This window comes from Geodermatophilus sp. YIM 151500 (assembly GCF_025716945.1).
Classification (GTDB): domain Bacteria; phylum Actinomycetota; class Actinomycetes; order Mycobacteriales; family Geodermatophilaceae; genus YIM-151500.
The window spans coordinates 1-16,552 of record NZ_JAOVZT010000022.1 but is presented as its reverse complement, the minus strand read 5'-3'; the positions used below and the strand labels follow the sequence as shown (position 1 = coordinate 16,552).

Annotated in this window: 16 protein-coding genes; 10 read left to right on the top strand and 6 right to left on the bottom strand. The window is 76.5% G+C overall.

The features are described from left to right. Positions 1-47: 47 nt before the first annotated feature. Positions 48-1,010: an NAD(P)/FAD-dependent oxidoreductase gene (locus OF117_RS21470; RefSeq protein WP_263554897.1), complete on the top strand. Its 963-nt coding sequence runs from the start codon at positions 48-50 to the stop codon at positions 1,008-1,010. Continuing rightward, positions 1,007-1,672, top strand: a complete 666-nt coding sequence (locus OF117_RS21465; RefSeq protein WP_263554896.1) for a class I SAM-dependent methyltransferase — start codon at positions 1,007-1,009, stop codon at positions 1,670-1,672. The genes OF117_RS21470 and OF117_RS21465 overlap by 4 nt, the downstream gene beginning before the upstream one ends. Here OF117_RS21465 and OF117_RS21460 read toward each other — a convergent pair. From OF117_RS21460 to OF117_RS21445, 4 genes are all read right to left on the bottom strand, one after another. Further along, positions 1,658-2,458 carry a hypothetical protein gene (locus tag OF117_RS21460; RefSeq protein ID WP_263554895.1) on the bottom strand — a complete coding sequence of 267 codons (801 nt, stop codon included), beginning with the start codon at positions 2,456-2,458 and terminating at the stop codon, positions 1,658-1,660. The genes OF117_RS21465 and OF117_RS21460 overlap by 15 nt on opposite strands. A 148-nt stretch (positions 2,459-2,606) precedes the next feature. After that, positions 2,607-4,061 (bottom strand): MFS transporter, encoded by a 1,455-nt coding sequence (locus OF117_RS21455; protein WP_263554894.1) that lies wholly within the window; start codon positions 4,059-4,061, stop codon positions 2,607-2,609. Positions 4,062-4,235: 174 nt separating this feature from the next. Beyond that, the gene (locus OF117_RS21450; RefSeq protein ID WP_263554893.1) at positions 4,236-5,360 is read right to left on the bottom strand and encodes a uroporphyrinogen-III synthase; all 1,125 of its coding nucleotides are present in this window, start codon (positions 5,358-5,360) and stop codon (positions 4,236-4,238) included. 139 nt (positions 5,361-5,499) lie between these two features. Then, entirely contained in the window at positions 5,500-6,084 is a 585-nt protein-coding gene (locus OF117_RS21445) for a uridine kinase (protein WP_263554892.1), read from the bottom strand. 66 nt (positions 6,085-6,150) lie between these two features. Between OF117_RS21445 and OF117_RS21440 the strand changes: the two genes are divergently transcribed. The 5 genes from OF117_RS21440 to OF117_RS21420 all read left to right on the top strand — a co-directional run bounded on the left by OF117_RS21440 (position 6,151) and on the right by OF117_RS21420 (position 9,317). Continuing rightward, positions 6,151-6,639 (top strand): PH domain-containing protein, encoded by a 489-nt coding sequence (locus OF117_RS21440; protein WP_263554891.1) that lies wholly within the window; start codon positions 6,151-6,153, stop codon positions 6,637-6,639. Positions 6,640-6,899: 260 nt separating this feature from the next. Further along, on the top strand, positions 6,900-7,592 hold the full coding sequence (gene infC, locus OF117_RS21435; RefSeq protein WP_263554890.1) for a translation initiation factor IF-3: 693 nt from the start codon (positions 6,900-6,902) through the stop codon (positions 7,590-7,592). A gap of 145 nt (positions 7,593-7,737) precedes the next feature. Next, a complete protein-coding gene (rpmI, locus tag OF117_RS21430) occupies positions 7,738-7,932 on the top strand; it encodes a 50S ribosomal protein L35 (RefSeq protein WP_263554889.1) in 195 nt (64 codons plus the stop codon). Positions 7,933-7,967: 35 nt separating this feature from the next. Beyond that, positions 7,968-8,351, top strand: a complete 384-nt coding sequence (rplT, locus tag OF117_RS21425) for a 50S ribosomal protein L20 (protein WP_263554888.1) — start codon at positions 7,968-7,970, stop codon at positions 8,349-8,351. A 180-nt stretch (positions 8,352-8,531) separates the two neighbouring features. Then, a complete protein-coding gene (locus tag OF117_RS21420; RefSeq protein WP_263554887.1) occupies positions 8,532-9,317 on the top strand; it encodes a TrmH family RNA methyltransferase in 786 nt (261 codons plus the stop codon). A gap of 50 nt (positions 9,318-9,367) precedes the next feature. Here OF117_RS21420 and OF117_RS21415 read toward each other — a convergent pair whose 3' ends face one another. Together OF117_RS21415 and OF117_RS21410 are read right to left on the bottom strand one after the other, a co-directional pair. After that, positions 9,368-10,207: a DMT family transporter gene (locus tag OF117_RS21415; RefSeq protein WP_263554886.1), complete on the bottom strand. Its 840-nt coding sequence runs from the start codon at positions 10,205-10,207 to the stop codon at positions 9,368-9,370. 57 nt (positions 10,208-10,264) lie between these two features. Beyond that, complete coding sequence (locus OF117_RS21410; RefSeq protein ID WP_263554885.1) at positions 10,265-11,593, bottom strand: hypothetical protein; 1,329 nt, start codon at positions 11,591-11,593, stop codon at positions 10,265-10,267. A 242-nt stretch (positions 11,594-11,835) separates the two neighbouring features. On the opposite strand from OF117_RS21410, the gene pheS reads away from it, so the two are divergent. The 3 genes from pheS (at position 11,836) to OF117_RS21395 (ending at position 16,424) form a co-directional block, all read left to right on the top strand. Next, complete coding sequence (gene pheS, locus OF117_RS21405) at positions 11,836-12,918, top strand: phenylalanine--tRNA ligase subunit alpha (protein WP_263554884.1); 1,083 nt, start codon at positions 11,836-11,838, stop codon at positions 12,916-12,918. Between the two features lie 70 nt (positions 12,919-12,988). Beyond that, a complete protein-coding gene (gene pheT, locus OF117_RS21400; RefSeq protein ID WP_263554883.1) occupies positions 12,989-15,487 on the top strand; it encodes a phenylalanine--tRNA ligase subunit beta in 2,499 nt (832 codons plus the stop codon). Positions 15,488-15,515: 28 nt separating this feature from the next. After that, positions 15,516-16,424: an SDR family NAD(P)-dependent oxidoreductase gene (locus OF117_RS21395; protein WP_263554882.1), complete on the top strand. Its 909-nt coding sequence runs from the start codon at positions 15,516-15,518 to the stop codon at positions 16,422-16,424. The last annotated feature ends 128 nt before the right edge of the window (positions 16,425-16,552 follow it).

Sequence of the window (16,552 nt, the reverse complement as noted above, 5' to 3'; positions counted from 1 at the left end):
AGCAAGCATAGTTGTCGGCATCTCCAGTCCGGGTGCACCCTGGCGGCATGAGCGCAACGGAGCAGCGGTACGACGTCGTGGTGATCGGTGGGGGAGCGGCCGGGCTCAGCGGTGCGGTGGCGCTCGCGCGGTCCCGGCGGTCGGTCCTCGTGGTGGACGGCGGGCAGCCGCGCAACGCGCCGGCCGACGGGGTGCACAACTACCTCGGCCGGGAGGGGACGCCGCCCGGCGAGCTGCTGGCCCTCGGCCGGGCGGAGCTCGCGGGCTACGGGGGCACCGTCGTGCCCGGCACGGTCACCGCGGTCGCGCGGCGGGACGGCGGGTTCGCGGTCGCCCTCGACGACGGCTCGACCGTCGCCGCCCGCCGGCTGCTCGTGGCCACCGGACTGGTCGACGAGCTGCCCGACGTCCCCGGGATCGCCGGGCGGTGGGGGCGCGATGTGCTGCACTGCCCGTACTGCCACGGCTGGGAGGTCCGCGACCGGCCGATCGGCGTCCTCGCGACCGGCCCGACGGCGGTGCACCAGGCCCTGCTGTTCCGGCAGCTGAGCGCCGACGTCGTCTTCTTCCGCCACACCGGACCGGAGCTCCCGGCCGACGAGCTGGAGCAGCTGATCGCCCGTGGCATCCGGGTCGTCGACGGCGAGGTGGTCGCCGTCGAGGTGTCCGAGGACCGGCTCACCGGCGTCCGGCTCGCCTCGGGGGAGGTGGTCGGCCGGTCGGTGCTGGTCGTGGCGCCGCGCTTCACCGCCCGGGCCGGGATCCTGGCCGAGCTCGGCCTCGCGGCCGCGCCGGTGGAGATGGCCGGCTCCGTCGTCGGCAGTGCCGTCGCAGCCGAGCCGACCGGGGCGACCGCCGTCCCGGGCGTCTGGGTCGCGGGCAACGTCGCCGACCTGTCGGCGCAGGTGGTCGTTTCCGCGGCCGCGGGGCTCCGGGCCGGCGCGATGATCAACGCCGACCTGGTCGCCGAGGAGGCGCGGCGCGCCGTGGCGGAGCGGGTGGCGGCATGACCGCCTGGGACCGGGAGGGCTACGACGAGCTGTACCGGTCGGCGCCGGAGGTGTGGAGCGGGCGCCCGAACCGGCCGCTGGTCGTCGAGGCCGGCGACCTGGTCCCCGGCACCGCGCTGGACGCTGGCTGCGGCGAGGGCGCCGACGCGGTCTGGCTGGCCGAGCGGGGCTGGCGGGTGACCGCGGTGGACTACTCCACCGTCGCCCTGGACCGCGCGGCCGCACAGGCCCGCCGGCGAGATCTCGACGAGCGCATCGAGTGGGTGCGGGCCGACCTGCACGCGTGGACCCCGCCGCAGCGGCGGTTCGACCTGGTCACCGCGCACTACCTGCACTCGCACGGCGCCGACCGGCCGGCGCTGTTCCGCCGGCTGGCGGCCGCCGTGGCACCGGGCGGCACCCTGCTCGTCGTCGGTCACCTGCTCACCGAGGCCGCCGTCGACGAGCACGCGCCCGCCCACGGACGGGCCGGCGAGCACGCGCACCGGCACGACCCCGAGCTGCACCACACCGCGGACGACGTCGCGGCGGTCCTCGACCTCGCGGAGTGGCGCGACGTCGTCACCGGGACCCGCGAGCGCGATCCCGGGGCGGTGGAGCGCACCGGCAACCCCGCGCCGGACACCGTGCTCGTCGCGCGGCGGCGGTCAGGAGCGGGGTAGCCCCAGGTCGGCCAGCGCTGCGGCGACCGCGTCGTCGCGGACGAAGTCGAGCACCAGCAGCCGGTGCAGCAGCACGCCGCGCCGGGTGAGCCGCAGGTCCGCGGCGCGCAGCCGCGGCTGCGCCGCCCCGCCCAAGCGGGGCGCGGCCACCGGTGGGTCGAGCAGGCCGGCGCGCTGCAGGTCGGCGACGTCCTCCCGCGCGCCCCATGCCGTCCACGGCCGCGGCTCGTCGGACAGCGGCGCCATGGGCAGCGGCACCCGGTCGCGTCGGCCGACGCCGGCGAGCAGCGCCAGCTGGCGCCACCCGAGGCCCGCGGCGGTCCGCAGCGCCCGCCCGGCCAGTCCGGCGTCCACGTCGGGGGAGACGGCCACCTCGCCGAGCAGGTAACCCAGGTGCCGCACCCACCGCTCGTCGGTCGACCGCCTGGCGGCCAGGACGACGGCCTCGGCCAGCTCGTCGGCTGGTGACCGGCGTCGTCCGTCGGGGGTGAAGAAGCCGTCGTCGCGGACCGGCCGGCCCTGGCGCGTGCGGGTGACCACCAGCTCGGTCGCGAAGGCCAGCGCGGCGCCGGCGCGCATCCGCTCGCGGGGGGCGCCCACGGCCGCCGCCGACGTGGCGGCGTCCCGCAGGCAGGCGGCCCAGCGGTCCTCCAGCCGGACCGCCGCTGACGCGGCCCCGAACAGCAGACCGGCCGCCGTCCGGCTCATCGACCCGGCGACGAGTTCGCCCGACTCGACCAGCAGGCGTCCTTCGGGCAGCGGATCCTCCGGCAGGTCGTCCCTCACCCGGTGATCATCCCCGTCCGGGCGCGACGTCCGCACGCCGGCCGACCGCGGGCTCACCACTCGGGGCGGTCCCCGCCTCCGGGGGTGGGCACGACGGAGGGGCGGCCACCGGGTGGGCTCCCGGTGGCCGCCCCTCCGGGCGGACCGGTCAGACGCCGGCGCGCTGCATCAGCGTCCCGCGACGCAGGTAGACGGACCACGTCACGGCGACGCACGCGACGTAGAAGGCGCAGAAGGCGCCCAGCGCCGTGCCGACCCCGCCGGTCGCGTTGTACGACTCCGCGACGATCCGCGGGATGAAGACCGCGCCGAGCGCGCCGACCGCCGAGATGATGCCGACGGCGGCGGCGGTGTCCCGCCGCGCGCGGTACAGCACCTGCTCGACGGGCCGGCCTCCGCCGGCCGCGGCCGCCTCGGCGCGGTAGATGATCGGGATCATCCGGTAGGTCGACCCGTTGGTCATCCCCACGACGGTGAACAGCACCAGGAAGCTGGTGAGGAAGCCGGCGAAGCTGCCCGCCTGGAGGGCGAGGATGGCCGCGCCGATCGCCAGCGCCTGCCCGACGAAGGTCGCGACGGTCACCTTCGCGCCCCCGACGCGGTCGGCCAACCAGCCGCCGAAGGGCCGCGACAGCGAGCCGACCAGCGGGCCGAGGAAGGCGTAGCGGTAGGTGTCCGCGGCGAACTCGTTGGCCAGCACGAGCGGGAACGCGCCGGAGAAGCCGATGAACGAGCCGAACGCGCCGATGTAGAGGAAGGACATGATCCAGGTCTGCCGGCGGCGGGCGATCGCCGCCTGGTCGCCGATGTTCGCCTTCGCGCCGGACAGGTTGTGCATGCCGAACCAGGCGCCGAGGACGGCCAACGCGATGAACGGCACCCAGATCAGCGCGACGTTCTGCACGTAGCGGGCGTCGCCGGCCTCCGTCGTCCCGGTGCCGCCGCCGACGACGGCGATCGCCCCGGCGGCGACCGCCAGCGGGCCGACCAGCTGGATGACCGCCACGCCGATGTTGCCACCCGCGGCGTTGAGGCCGAGCGCGAAGCCCTTCTCCTTATCGGGGTAGAAGAACGAGATGTTGGCCATCGACGAGGCGAAGTTGCCTCCACCGAAACCGCAGGTGACCGCGGTGAGCACCCAGAACCAGTAGGGCGCCCCGGTGGTCGACGCGACGACGAGCAGGGTGACCGGCACCAGCAGCAGCCCGGCGCTCACCACGGTCCAGTTGCGACCGCCCAGCAGGGCGGGCATGAACGTGTAGGGCACCCGCATGATCGCGCCGACCAGGCCGGCCGTGGCGACCAGCCAGAACAGCTGGTCGCTGGTGAACCCGTAGCCGATCGAGGCCAGGACGGCGGTGGCGATGCTGAACATCTGCCACACGCTGAAGCCGATGTTCTCGGCGAGCACCGACCACACGAGGTTGCGCCGGGCGACCGGGCGGCCCTGCGGGGAGGCCCAAAAGTCCGGGTCCTCGGGCTCGTAGTGGTCGATCCAGCGCGAGCCGAGCCGGCGGACCGGGCCGGCGGCGGCCGGGGGCGCGGGTGCGGGTGCCGGCGGTGGTGCGGCGAGGACGTCGGAGTCGGCGCGGGTCGAGGTCATGGCGGTCCCTGGGGGCGAGGCGGTCGGCTGGGTCGGAGGCGCGCCCTGCGTCGGGCGCCGTCCCCCTGACCAGCGACGCTAGGAAGCCGCCGTTTCGCCGTTGCCGCGTGCGCGTGACCGCTCCGGTACATGCCTCGCACAGCGCGCCGGAGCCGCTGTGAGGCCGCCGCCCGGTCAGGCCGCCAGCCGGTACCCCCGCTTGACCACCGTCTCGACCACCGGTGCGCCCAGCGCCGCCCGCAGCCGGGTCACCGCCATCTCCACGGCGTGCCCGTCACCGCCCCCGGGCAGCACCCGGACCAGCTCCGGGCGCGACAGCACCGCGCCGGGCCGCCCGGCCAGGGCGCGCAGCACCGCCATCGGGCCCGGCGGCAGCTCGACCAGGCGGCCGTCGAGCAGGACGGCGTGCCCGCGCACCTGGAGCTCGTGCGCGCCGGCGCGCAGCACCGGGTCGCGGTCGGGCAGCCGCGCGACCACCTCGCGGGCCAGCGCGCCCAGCCGCGACCGTCCGGGCTGGATGGTGCGGACGCCGGCGGCCTCCAGAGGGCCGGCGGTGACCGGACCGACCGCGAAGGGCAGCACCCCGCCGGTCAGCGCCGCGACCACCTCGTCGAGCCGGCCGAGCTCACCGGCCAGCTGCAGCAGGCTGGCCGCCGCCGGCGCGCTGGTGAACGTCACCGCGTCCACGCCGCCCGCGGCCACCGTGGCGACCAGCCGGCGCAGCGGGCCGACGTCCTCGGGCAGCACCCACCGGTAGACCGGCACGGTGAGCACCTCCGCGCCGGTGGCGCGCAGGGCGGCCACGAAGTCGGGCAGCGGGTCACCGTGCAGCTGGACGGCGACGCGCCGGCCGGCCAGCTCGCCCTCGGCGCCCGACAGCAGGTGCTCGAGCACCTCGGCCGAGCTCTCCGAGGGCGGCGACCAGGCGTCGGTCAGCCCGCCGCCGCGGATGGCGCCCCGGGCCTTGGGGCCGCGGGCGAGCACCCGGGAATCGCGCAGGTGCTCGACGAGGGGGAGGTCCCACGCGTCGGCGGCCTCGAGCCAGCCGCGGAAGCCCACCCCGGTCGTGGCCACCACCAGGTCGACCGGCTCGGCGAGCACCCGGCGGGTGGCGGCGACCAGCTCGGCGTCGTCGGCCAGCGGGACGATGCGGATGGCCGGCGCGTAGACCACCCGCGCCCCGCGCCGGTCCAGCAGCGCGCCGAGCTCCTCCTTGCGCCGGGCGGCGGTCACCGCGACGGTGTAGCCGGCCAGCGGCGGCGCGGTGCCGACCTCGGCCCGTTCCGGCGTCTCGATCACGCAGGTCCCCCTCGGTTGCCGTGTGGTCGGCGTCGCCGTCGTCGCCGGGAGCGGTCCGCCGTCGTCGTCCGGCGGACGTGTCCATGGTGCGCGCCCCGCGTTGCGGGGATGTGTCCGCGCCGTGCCGGGGTGACGCGGATCACCGGCCGGTGCGGGCCGTGCCATCCACGACGACGTCGGCCCGCGCCCGGGTGCCCTCCGCCGCGAAGTGCGCAGCCTCGAGGAGCTGCCAGCGCCGCCAGTGCCCGGCCAGCGCCGCGCCGTCCCTGGTCAGGCCGCGGGCCAACCGGACGTCGGCCGGCGCCTCGACCCAGATGCGCAGCGCCGTCCACGGGTCGGCGGCGCGGGGGCAGCTGCCGCATCCCTCCACGACCAGCACATCGGGCACCGGCACCGGCGTCGGCACCGTCCCGAAGGCGCCGGCGTGCCAGTCGTAGCGGTGGTAGGCGCCCGGGGTGCCGGCCGCGAGCGGGCGCAGCACGCCGGCCGCGAGCCGGGCGAAGGCACCGGTCAGCGTCCACCCGGCGTACACGTCGTCCATGTGCAGCACGGCGGCGCCGGGGCCGAGCGCGTCGGCGAGCCGGCCGGCCAGCGTCGTCTTGCCCGAGCCGGCCGGGCCGTCGACGCAGACCAGCCGGGTGCGGCCCAGCCGCGGCGGCGCGCCGCGGACCCGGTCGACCAGGCCCTCGACGGGCGGCGCGGGCCGGGGCACGGGGCGGGGCACGGGAGGCAACCCTGCCACGGGCGCCGGCACCGGCCGCCTGTCCCGTGGGCCTGGGACGATGGCGGCGTGGCCTCGCCTCCCCTTCCCCCTCCGGTGTCGGCCGTGCCCCGCCGGATGCGGCTGGTCTGCGCCGCGGCCGCCACCGCCGTCGTCGTCGTCATGACCGTCGTCGGCGTGCTGCTCAAGGAGTCGACCACGGGCGTCGTCGCGTTCCGCACGTCCGACCAGGTGGCCATGATCGGGCTGGGCCTCTTCATCGCCGCGGGCATCCTCGCGCTGGCCCGGTCCCGCGTGGACGCCGACGCCGGCGGCGTGCGCATCCTCAACATCGCCGTCCGGCACCAGGTGCCGTGGGAGTCGGTGCGGGCGGTCCGCTTCGACCGGCACTCGCCCTGGGCCTCGCTGCTGCTCGCCGACGACGACGAGGTGTCCCTGTTCGCCGTCCAGGCCGCCGACAAAGAGCGCGCCGTGCGCGCGGTCGAGGGCCTGCGCGCGCTGCACGCGGCCGCCCGGGCGGCACGCCCCGCGCCCCCGCCGCTGCTGCACGACGACTGAAGAAGGACCACCTCCCCGCGCGTCCCGGGTGGGGACGGCACCGGGGCAGGGGGCCTGGCGACCGGGAATGACCGGGCGGCGGCCGGCGCTGTAGCATGGGCGCGCCTCCCCCCGCTACATCGAGGCGCGCGAACCACACGGCGGCCCCGCCCCGGGCCGCCGGACCAAGAGGAGCCCGCTCCCACCCGACGCCGGAGACGGCGGCCGGGTTCCGGTTCGCGGGAGCCGGCGACGGTCCCGCGACGCGCACGAGCCCGCTCGTGCGCACTGGCGAGTGGGCCCCGCGAGCACTGCTCGCGGGGCCTTTCGTCGTCCGCACCGGATGGGCCAGCGACTCCTCCCCAGGCAGCAGCAGAGGAGAGGCCATCACCGAGCCCCGCATCAACGACCGTATCCGCGTCCCCGAGGTCCGCCTGGTCGGACCGGAGGGCGAGCAGGTCGGCATCGTGCCGATCGGCGAGGCGCTCCGCCTGGCCCAGGACTCCGAGCTCGACCTCGTCGAGGTCGCGCCCATGGCCCGGCCGCCCGTCGTCAAGCTCATGGACTACGGGAAGTTCAAGTACGAGTCCGCCCAGAAGGCCCGCGAGGCCCGGCGGAACCAGGCGCTCACCGTGATCAAGGAGATGCGGCTGCGCCTCAAGATCGACCCGCACGACTACGAGACCAAGAAGGGCCACGTCGAGCGCTTCCTCCGGAGCGGCGACAAGGTCAAGATCACCGTGATGTTCCGCGGCCGCGAGCAGTCCCGGCCGGAGATGGGCTACCGGCTGCTCCAGCGGCTGGCCGCCGACGTCCAGGAGCTGGGCGTCGTCGAGTCCAACCCCAAGCAGGACGGCCGGAACATGGTCATGGTGATCGCCCCGCACCGGAACCAGCAGGCGCAGGCCCAGCAGGGCGGCCGCAGGCAGGCGAAGGGCGAGCGGGCCGCGCAGGAGCAGGCGCCCAGCGCCTGACGTAGGGCCCTCCTGCCCCCAGCACTTCCAGCTCGCGACGGGGCCCGGCAGGAGGGCCGGGGACCGCACCACCGAGGGTTCGGTGACGTGCGGCGGTCGATGCTGCCGCACGCACCGACGACGAAGGACGACGAGGACCGAGGACATGCCGAAGAACAAGACCCACAAGGGCACCGCCAAGCGGGTGCGCGTCACGGGCAGCGGGAAGCTCATGCGCGAGCAGGCGAACAACCAGCACAAGTTCGAGCACAAGCCCTCCACCCGCAAGCGCCGCCTGGACGCCGACCAGGTGCTCTCGCCCGCCGACACCAAGCGCATGAGCAAGCTGCTCGGTCGCTGACCGTCCGCCGTACCGACTGAGACAGGAGCACTTCCGTGGCACGCGTGAAGCGGGCGGTCAACGCCCAGAAGAAGCGCCGCACCACCCTCGAGCAGGCCAGCGGCTACCGCGGTCAGCGCTCGCGGCTCTACCGCAAGGCCAAGGAGCAGGTGCTGCACTCGGCCACCTACTCCTACCGCGACCGCAAGGCGCGCAAGGGCGACTTCCGCAAGCTGTGGATCACCCGGATCAACGCCGCGGCCCGCCAGAACGACATGACCTACAACCGGTTCATGCAGGGCCTCAAGCTCGCCGGCGTCGACCTCGACCGTCGCGTGCTCGCCGAGCTGGCGGTCAACGAGCCGGCCGCCTTCGCCGCCCTCGTCCAGACCGCCCGGGCCGCGGTCGCCGCCGCCCCGGCGCCGGAGCAGGCCGCCTGACGAAGGACCACCCGGCCCCCACGCCGCGCGGGCACCGCGCTCGCAGCACCGGACGCGCCGTCGGGTGCGGGTCCCCGTGACCCGCCCCGGCGGCGTCGCCGTCCCCGGGCCGGTCGTCCCCGTGCTGCTCACCTCGCGCCGGTCGGCGCGCGACGCTCTCCCGCGCACGGGGGCGGGCGGGTGAGCGCGCCGCTCACCGAGCGGTCGGCGCGGATCGTCGCCGTCCGCAAGCTGACCCGGCGCTCCGGACGCGACGCCGCCGGCGCCTTCCTCGCCGAGGGGCGGCCGGCGGTCTCCGAGGCGCTGCGCCGTCCGGACGTCGTCCGCGAGGTGTACGCGACCGAGGCCGCCGCGGCCGCGCATGGCGACCTGCTCGGTCCGGCGTCCGTGCCGGTGCGGCTGGTGACCGAGAGGGCCGCCGCGTCGCTGTCCGAGACGGTCACCCCGCAGGGCCTGCTCGCGGTGTGCGCGCTGCCCGACGTCCCGGTGTCGCGGCTGACCGACGACCCGCCCGCTCTCGGCGTCGCGCTGGCCGAGGTGGCCGATCCGGGCAACGCGGGCACCGTGCTGCGGACGGCGGACGCCTGCGGCGCCGGCGCGGTCGTGTTCGGCGCCGGTTCGGCCGATCCGTTCGGCGGCAAGGTGGTGCGCGCCGGCGCGGGCAGCCACTTCCACGTCGACGTCGTCCGGACGGCGGCGCTCGACGAGCTGCTGCCAGCAGTGCGCGCCGCGGGCGCCACCGTGCTGGCCGCCGACGGCGCGGGCGAGGCCGCCCTGCCCGAGGTCGTCGAGCGGCTGGCCGGTCCGGTGCTGTGGCTGTTCGGCAACGAGGCCCGCGGCGTGCCGGCGGAGCTCGCCGCGATGGCCGACGCGCGGGTGCGCATCCCGATGCGCGGGCGGGCCGAGAGCCTCAACCTGGCCGCCGCCGCGGCGATCTGCCTCTACGCCACCCAGCAGGCGCGGTAGGGGAATCCCTTCCCACCCACCGTTCGCAGGGCCCGGGCCGGGACCGGGTGTCACCCGGGCAGCGAGATGAGCACGACGGCGACCGCCGCGGTGCCCAGCCCGGCCAGCTGGGTGCGCGCCAGCCGCTCGCGCAGCACCAGCTGGGCGAGCAGCACCGTGCTCGCCGGGTAGAGCGAGGCCAGCACGCCGGTGACCGCCAGCTGGCCCTGCTGCGCGGCGAGCAGGAACAGCGCGTTCGCCGTGATGTCGGCCGACCCGGCCAGCAGCACCAGCGGCAGCACCGACCGCGGCACGCGCAGCGCCGTCCGCACGGCCAGGGCGACGGCGACCACGAGCGCGATCGATGCGACCCGGGCGCCGGCCAGCGGCCACAGGCCGCTCCCCGGGTGGGTGCGGTCGAGCAGCACGAAGAACAGGCCGAAGCCGGCGCCGGCCGCGAGCGCGGGGAGCAGGCCGGCCGACCGGACGGCGGCCGGCCCGGGCAGGCCGCCCTCGGCGGCCACCAGCGCGACGGCGACCAGTGCCAGGCCGATCCCGACGGCGGCCAGGAGGTGCAGCCGCTCGCCCAGGCCCACGCCCACGACCACCGGCACCGCCGCTCCGCAGACGCCGGTGACGGGGGCGACCACGCTCATCACCCCGCCGGCCAGCGCGCGGTAGAAGAGCACCAGCGCGCCGCCGCCGGCGATCCCGGCACCGGCACCCCAGGCCAGGTCGGCCCCCGTCGGGTCGCCGCCGAGCAGCGGGAGCAGGAGCAGCAGCGCGACCAGCCCGGCCGCCTGCGACACGGCGACGACGGCCAGCGCCGTGGCCCGCCGGGTGGCCAGCCCGCCGCAGAAGTCGGCGGCCCCGTACACCAGCGACGACAGCAGGGCGAGCAGCACCGCCATGCCCGACCTCCGCCCCGCCGCGACCGACGGCGGGATCGTGCCAGCCGCGGCCGGGGTCTAGCGCCGCGGTCGCGGGCCCTCGGCCTGCTCCGCGTCCTTCCGCAGGAGGACGTCGAACGACGTGACCGTGCCCTCCTTGACGAGGCGGAACGTCCGGCCCCGGCCGCGGACGAACAGCGCCACCGCGAGCAGCCCGTACACCCCCGAGAGCACGAGGATGATCGCCCGGTCGACGGCCCCGGGCAGCAGGATGCTGCTGAGGAACTGCACCAGGAACAGGGTCAGCAGCGCGACCGACCCGCGCCGGGCCAGCTTGAGGTCGAGCAGCAGGGCCACCGCGAACAGCGACTGCGCGGCGGTGATCAGCAGCTCCAGCCGCTGGTTGGAGTCGACCGGCAGCCCGTCGAAGCTCGTCGACGACAGCGCGAAGACCAGCGGGATGGTGCCCACGAGGAGCGTCCACTGGTTGACCTTGCTCGACAGCAGGGTGCCGAGGGAGTCCGAGGCCTTCAGCCGCCAGGCGTAGAGGCAGGCGACGATGAGCTCCGGCGACTCGCTGGCCAGCGGGGCCACCCACTGGACCAGCAGGAACTCGCTGATCCGCAGCTGCTCACCGGTCATCACAAGCGCCTCGGCGAAGTGCTCGGCGGTGAGCAGGATGACCACGGCCGCGAAGGCGAACATCGCTGCGACCCAGGTGCGCCGGCGCTTCCGCGGCTGGGTGCCGACCCACTCCGAGGCGCCCAGCAGGTCCGGCTCGGTGGCCGGTGCCTTGGCCAGCCGCCAGGCGTAGAGCGCGAACAGCGTGACCAGGACGGCGGCGTCGACCAGGGTCAACGTCGAGCGCAGCGGCAGCGTCAGCGAGTAGAGCGTGGCGAAGCCTAGGAAGGCGACCTCGGTGGACATGGACGGCGGCAGCTCCACCGCACCCGGGCGCGGGACGCTCGGTGCCTCGGCGGCGGCCCGCCGATCGCGCACCGCCGCCCAGCCCGCGATCAGCACGACCAGCGGCCAGCCGACGCCGACCAGGATCCGGTTCGCCCCGGTCATGTTGGCCAGCGCGAGCGAGCACGGGTTCGCCCCGCCCTCCGGCGGCGTGCACGAGCCCTCCTCGGCGTAGAGCTGACCAGCCTGGAAGCTGAACACGAAGTCGACGGCGTACTCGGGCAGCACGGCGAGCAGCGCGAGCAGGGCCAGCGCCAGACCGGCGCTGATGTCGACCTGCGCGGCCTCCGCGGCCCAGGAGAGCAGGAACGCCGCGCCGACGATCGCCGCACCGTAGACCAGGGCCTGGACGACGGGCGGCAGGAACTCGACCGACCCGCCGAGGTACGCGAAGGCACCCAGGACGGCGCCGGGGAGGGTGGCCAGCGCGGCGGAGACCATCTGGAGCGGCGGCCGGGCCGAGGGCGCGTCGGGAACAGGAGGCTCCTGCGGTCGGTGCGGACGGGGCCGCGGGTGGAGAGGGGTGCGCCGTCGAGCGTGAGCGACGGACCGCCGTCCCGCATCCCGGACGGCGCCGCCGGCCGTCGCGGCCCGGTCCGCGGCCGGCCGCCACCCGCCCGGCGGGCACCCGGTCGGCAAACCCGGGCGCGGGGCACCCACCCCGGCGGGCAGAATGGCCTCCCGTGTCCGGCGCCAACGACCCCTACGACCCCAAGCAGGTCGCCGCGCTCTCCCCGGAGGCGCTCGACGACGCGGTGTCCGCCGCGCGCACGGCGTTCGACGGCGCGGCCGACCTGGCCGGGCTCGCCGCGGTCCGGCCCGCGCACCTCGGCGACCGCGCCCCGGTGCTGCTGGCGCGCCGCGAACTGGGCGCGCTGCCGCCGGCGGCGCGTGCGGACGCCGGCAAGCGGGTCAACGCCGCCCGGCAGGCGGTCACCGAGGCCTACGAGGCCCGCCTCGCGCAGCTCGAGGCCGAGCGCGACGCGCGGGTGCTGGCCGAGGAGCGGGTCGACGTCTCGCTGCCCTGGGACCGGCACCCGCGCGGTGCCCGGCACCCGGTCACCACGCTCATGGAGCGGATCAGCGACATCTTCGTGGGCATGGGCTACGAGGTCGCCGAGGGCCCCGAGCTCGAGGCGGAGTGGCTGAACTTCGACGCGCTGAACATGGCGCCCGACCACCCGGCGCGCACGATGATGGACACCTTCTTCATCGCGGGCGGGCGGGACGGGAACGAGGACTCCGGGCTGGTGCTGCGCACGCACACCAGCCCGGTGCAGGCCCGCACGATGCTGGCCCGCACGCCGCCGATCTACATCGTGGCGCCGGGCCGCACCTACCGCACCGACGAGCTCGACGCGACGCACACCCCGGTCTTCCACCAGGTGGAGGGGCTGGCCGTCGACCGCGGGCTGACCATGGCGCACCTGCGCGGCACCCTCGACCACCTGGCCCGGGCGCTGTTCGGCGCCGACGCGCGCACCCGCTGGCGGCCGTCGTACTTCCCGTTCACCGAGCCCTCGGCGGAGTTCGACGTCTGGTTCCCCGAGCACCGCGACGGCCCGCGCTGGGTCGAGTGGGGCGGCTGCGGCATGGTCAACCCGCGGGTGCTGGTGGCCTGCGGCATCGACCCCGACGAGTACTCCGGGTTCGCCTTCGGCATGGGCATCGAGCGGGCGCTGCAGTTCCGCTCGGGCGTCGGCGACATGCGCGACATCGTCGAGGGCGACGTCCGGTTCACACGGACGTTCGGGGTGGACCAGTGAGCGCGCATCCCGGCGAGGGACGGGCGAGGAGCGCGGCGGACGGGCTGCGGAGCAGCGGAGTGGAGCAGTAGTGCGGGTCCCCATCGGCTGGCTGGCCGAGTACGTCGACGTCCCGACCGGGACGACGGTGGATGAGCTGGACGCCGCCTTCGTCCGGCTCGGCCTCGAGGTGGAGGCGATCCACCGGCCCGAGGAGGTCACCGGCCCCCTCGTCGTCGGCCGGGTGCTGGAGATCGAGGAGCTGTCCGGCTTCAAGAAGCCTATCCGGTACTGCCAGGTCGACGTCGGCGAGGGACGTCCCCGGGGCATCATCTGCGGCGCGACCAACTTCGCCGTCGGCGACACCGTGGTCGTCGCGTTGCCCGGCGCGGTGCTGCCGGGCGGTTTCGCCATCTCCGCGCGGACGACGTACGACCGGGTCTCCGACGGGATGATCTGCTCGGTCCGCGAACTGGGCATCGGCGACGACCACGCCGGCATCCTCGTGCTGGCCGGCGGCGGCCAGGGATCCGAGGCGGGCCCGGCGCCCGGCACGCCGGCGGCGCCCGTGGTCGGCCTGGACGACGTGGTGATCGAGCTGGCCGTCACGCCCGACCGCGGCTACTGCCTGTCGATGCGCGGCCTGGCCCGGGAGATGGGCACCGGGCTGGCGACGGCCTGGCGCGACCCGGCCGCGTCGGTGCCCCCGCCGGCCGCGGCTGCGGAGCCCGCCTGGCAGGTCGCGGTCGACGACGCCGACCGCTGCGACCGCTTCTCCATGCTGGCGCTGGAGGGCCTGGACCCGACCGCACCCAGCCCGTGGTGGATGCGCCGCCGCCTCCAGCAGGCCGGTGTCCGCTCGATCTCGCTGGCCGTCGACGTCACCAACTACGTGATGCTCGAGCTCGGCCAGCCGATGCACGCCTTCGACCGCGACGCGGTGAAGGGGCCGATCGTCGTCCGCCGGGCCCGCCCGGGGGAGCGGGTGACCACCCTGGACGGCGCCGACCGCGCGCTGGACCCCGACGACCTGCTGATCACCGACGACAGCGGGCCGATCGGGCTGGCCGCGGTGATGGGCGGCGCGTCGACCGAGATCGGCGACTCGACCTCGGCCGTGCTGCTGGAGGCCGCGCACTGGGAACCAACCGGCGTGGCGCGCACCGCGCGGCGGCACCGGCTGCCGAGCGAGGCGGCCAAGCGCTTCGAGCGCGGTGTCGACCCGGCTATGACCGTCGTCGCGCTGGCCCGCGCCGCGCGGCTGCTGGAGCAGTACGGCGGCGCGCGGGTCGTCGGCGGCCCGGTCGACGTCGACACCCGCACCGGCCGCGAGCCGATCGGCCTCGACGCGGACCGGCCGGCCCGCACCGCGGGGGTGCCGTACCCGACCGACGAGGTGGTCGCCCGGCTGGAGGCGGTCGGCTGCACGGTCACGACCGCCGGCGCCCGGCTCAGCGTCGTCCCGCCGTCCTGGCGGCCCGACCTGACCGACCCGGCCGACCTGGTCGAGGAGGTCGTGCGGCTGTCCGGGTACGACGCCGTCCCGTCGGTCCTGCCGACCGCGCCGCCGGGCCGGGGGCTGACCGAGGAGCAGCGCCGGCGGAGGGCGATCGGCCGCGCGCTGGCCGAGGACGGCCACGTCGAGGCCCCCTCGTACCCGTTCGTCGGCATGCCCGTGTTCGACGCGCTGGACCTGCCCGCCGACGACGAGCGCCGCCGGGTCGTGCTGGTGCGCAACCCGCTGTCGGAGGAGGAGCCGGCGCTGCGCACGACGCTGCTGCCCGGGCTGCTCGCCGCGCTGGGCCGCAACGTCGCCCGCGGGCAGCGCGACCTCGCCCTGTTCGAGCACGGCTCGGTCTTCCCGGGCGGGCTGCGCCGTCCTGCCCCGGTGCCCGGGGTGGACCGCCGCCCGGACGACGCGACGATCACCGCCCTCTACGAGGCCGTGCCGGCGCAGCCCTGGCACGTGGCCGTCGCGCTGGCCGGCAACCGCGAGCCGCGCGGCTGGTGGGGGCCCGGCCGGCCGGCCGGCTGGGCCGACGCGGTGCAGGCCGCCCGCCGGGTGGCCGCGGCGGCCGGGGTCGAGCTGACCGTGCGGGCGGGCGAGCGGGCGCCCTGGCACCCCGGTCGCTGCGCCGAGCTGCTGGTGACCGACGGTGCCGGCGGGGAGCGCGTGGTCGGGCACGCCGGCGAGCTGCACCCGCGGGTGTGCGCCGCGCTCGACCTGCCGGCGCGCACGTCGGTCATGGAGCTGGACGTCGACGCGCTGCCGGCCGCCGCGGTGCCGGTCGGATCGCGGCTGTCGACCTTCCCCCCGGTGCACATGGACGTCGCCCTCGTGGTCGCCGACGACCACCCGGAGGCCGCGGTCCGCGCGGCGCTGGCCGAGGGCGCCGAGGAGTTGCTGGAGGAGCTGCGCTTGTTCGACGTCTACACCGGACCGCCGGTGCCCGAGGGGCACCGGTCGCTGGCGTACGCGCTCACCTTCCGGGCGCCGGACCGGACGCTGACCGGTGAGGAGGCCGCCGCCGCCTTCACCGCGGCGGTCGAGGCCGCCGGCCGGGCCACCGGGGCGGTGCTCCGTGGCTGAGGGAGGACCCCCGGCCCCCCACCGTGGGATGACCCCGTCCTCCCCACCCCTCGCAGGCTCGGGGCGGGTCCCGGAACGGGGGAGCGGGGAGCCGCTGGACGGGGCCGCTGGGCTCGCGGGCACCGTCGCGCTGGTCACGGGCGCCTCCACCGGCATCGGCCGCGCGCTCGCCGAGGGGCTCGCCGCCCGCGGGGCGGCGGTCGCCGGCCTGGCCCGCGGCGAGGACCGGCTGCGGACGGCGATGGACGAGGTGGCCGCCGCCACCGGGGGCCGCACGCTGGCGGTCGCCGCCGACGTCACCGACCGGCAGGCCGTCGACGCCGCCGTGGCGCGGGTGACCGAGCAGTTCGGCCGGGTCGACCTGCTGGTCAACAACGCCGGCCTGGTCGACGCCGCCGAGGTGCCGGTCTGGGAGGCCGACCCGGACCAGTGGTGGGACGTGGTCGCCAGCCACATCCGGGGCGCCTTCCTGGTCACCCGTGCCGTCGTGCCGGGCATGCTCGCCCGCGGCAGCGGCCGGGTCGTCTCCCTGGCCAGCGGGATGAGCGTGCGCGGCCGCGCCGAGTACTCGGCCTACTGCACGGCCAAGACCGGCCTGATGCGGTTCACCGAGACGCTCGCGGCCGCCCTCGAGGGCAGCGGCGTGCACGCCTTCGACCTCTCGCCGGGCGTCGTCGACACCCCGATGACCCGGTCGATGCCGGTCTGGCAGGGCTACGACGAGTGGACCCCGCCGGAGCAGGTGGTCGGCTTCGTCGCCGCCCTCGCGGCCGGCGAGCTCGACGCCTGGTCCGGCCGGCTCATGCGGGTGGGTGCCGACGAGCCCGACGTCCTGCGCGGCCTGACCCCCGGCGACGGGGTCCGGCAGCTGCGTCTGCGCCCCTACGGCGAGGACGATCCGCTGGGCGGGACGCCGGTGTTCGGCCGGCGCACCTGACGACCCACCCGGCGCTGGCGGGCACCCCGCGAATGAGGTTTCATGCATGAACGTGTATGGTCATGCATCGTGACGGAGCAGCGGACGTGGACGGTGGGGGTCACCGGCGCCACCGGCTATGCGGGGGG

What these genes read in the sequence shown, in the direction of transcription:
- OF117_RS21395 (WP_263554882.1), top strand. Translation starts at nt 15,516, where the DNA reads ATGACCCCGTCCTCCCCACCCCTCGCAGGCTCGGGGCGGGTCCCGGAA.
- OF117_RS21465 (WP_263554896.1), top strand. Translation starts at nt 1,007, where the DNA reads ATGACCGCCTGGGACCGGGAGGGCTACGACGAGCTGTACCGGTCGGCG.
- OF117_RS21415 (WP_263554886.1), bottom strand. Translation starts at nt 10,207, where the DNA reads ATGGCGGTGCTGCTCGCCCTGCTGTCGTCGCTGGTGTACGGGGCCGCC.
- OF117_RS21455 (WP_263554894.1), bottom strand. Translation starts at nt 4,061, where the DNA reads ATGACCTCGACCCGCGCCGACTCCGACGTCCTCGCCGCACCACCGCCG.
- OF117_RS21410 (WP_263554885.1), bottom strand. Translation starts at nt 11,593, where the DNA reads ATGGTCTCCGCCGCGCTGGCCACCCTCCCCGGCGCCGTCCTGGGTGCC.
- rpmI (WP_263554889.1), top strand. Translation starts at nt 7,738, where the DNA reads ATGCCGAAGAACAAGACCCACAAGGGCACCGCCAAGCGGGTGCGCGTC.
- OF117_RS21470 (WP_263554897.1), top strand. Translation starts at nt 48, where the DNA reads ATGAGCGCAACGGAGCAGCGGTACGACGTCGTGGTGATCGGTGGGGGA.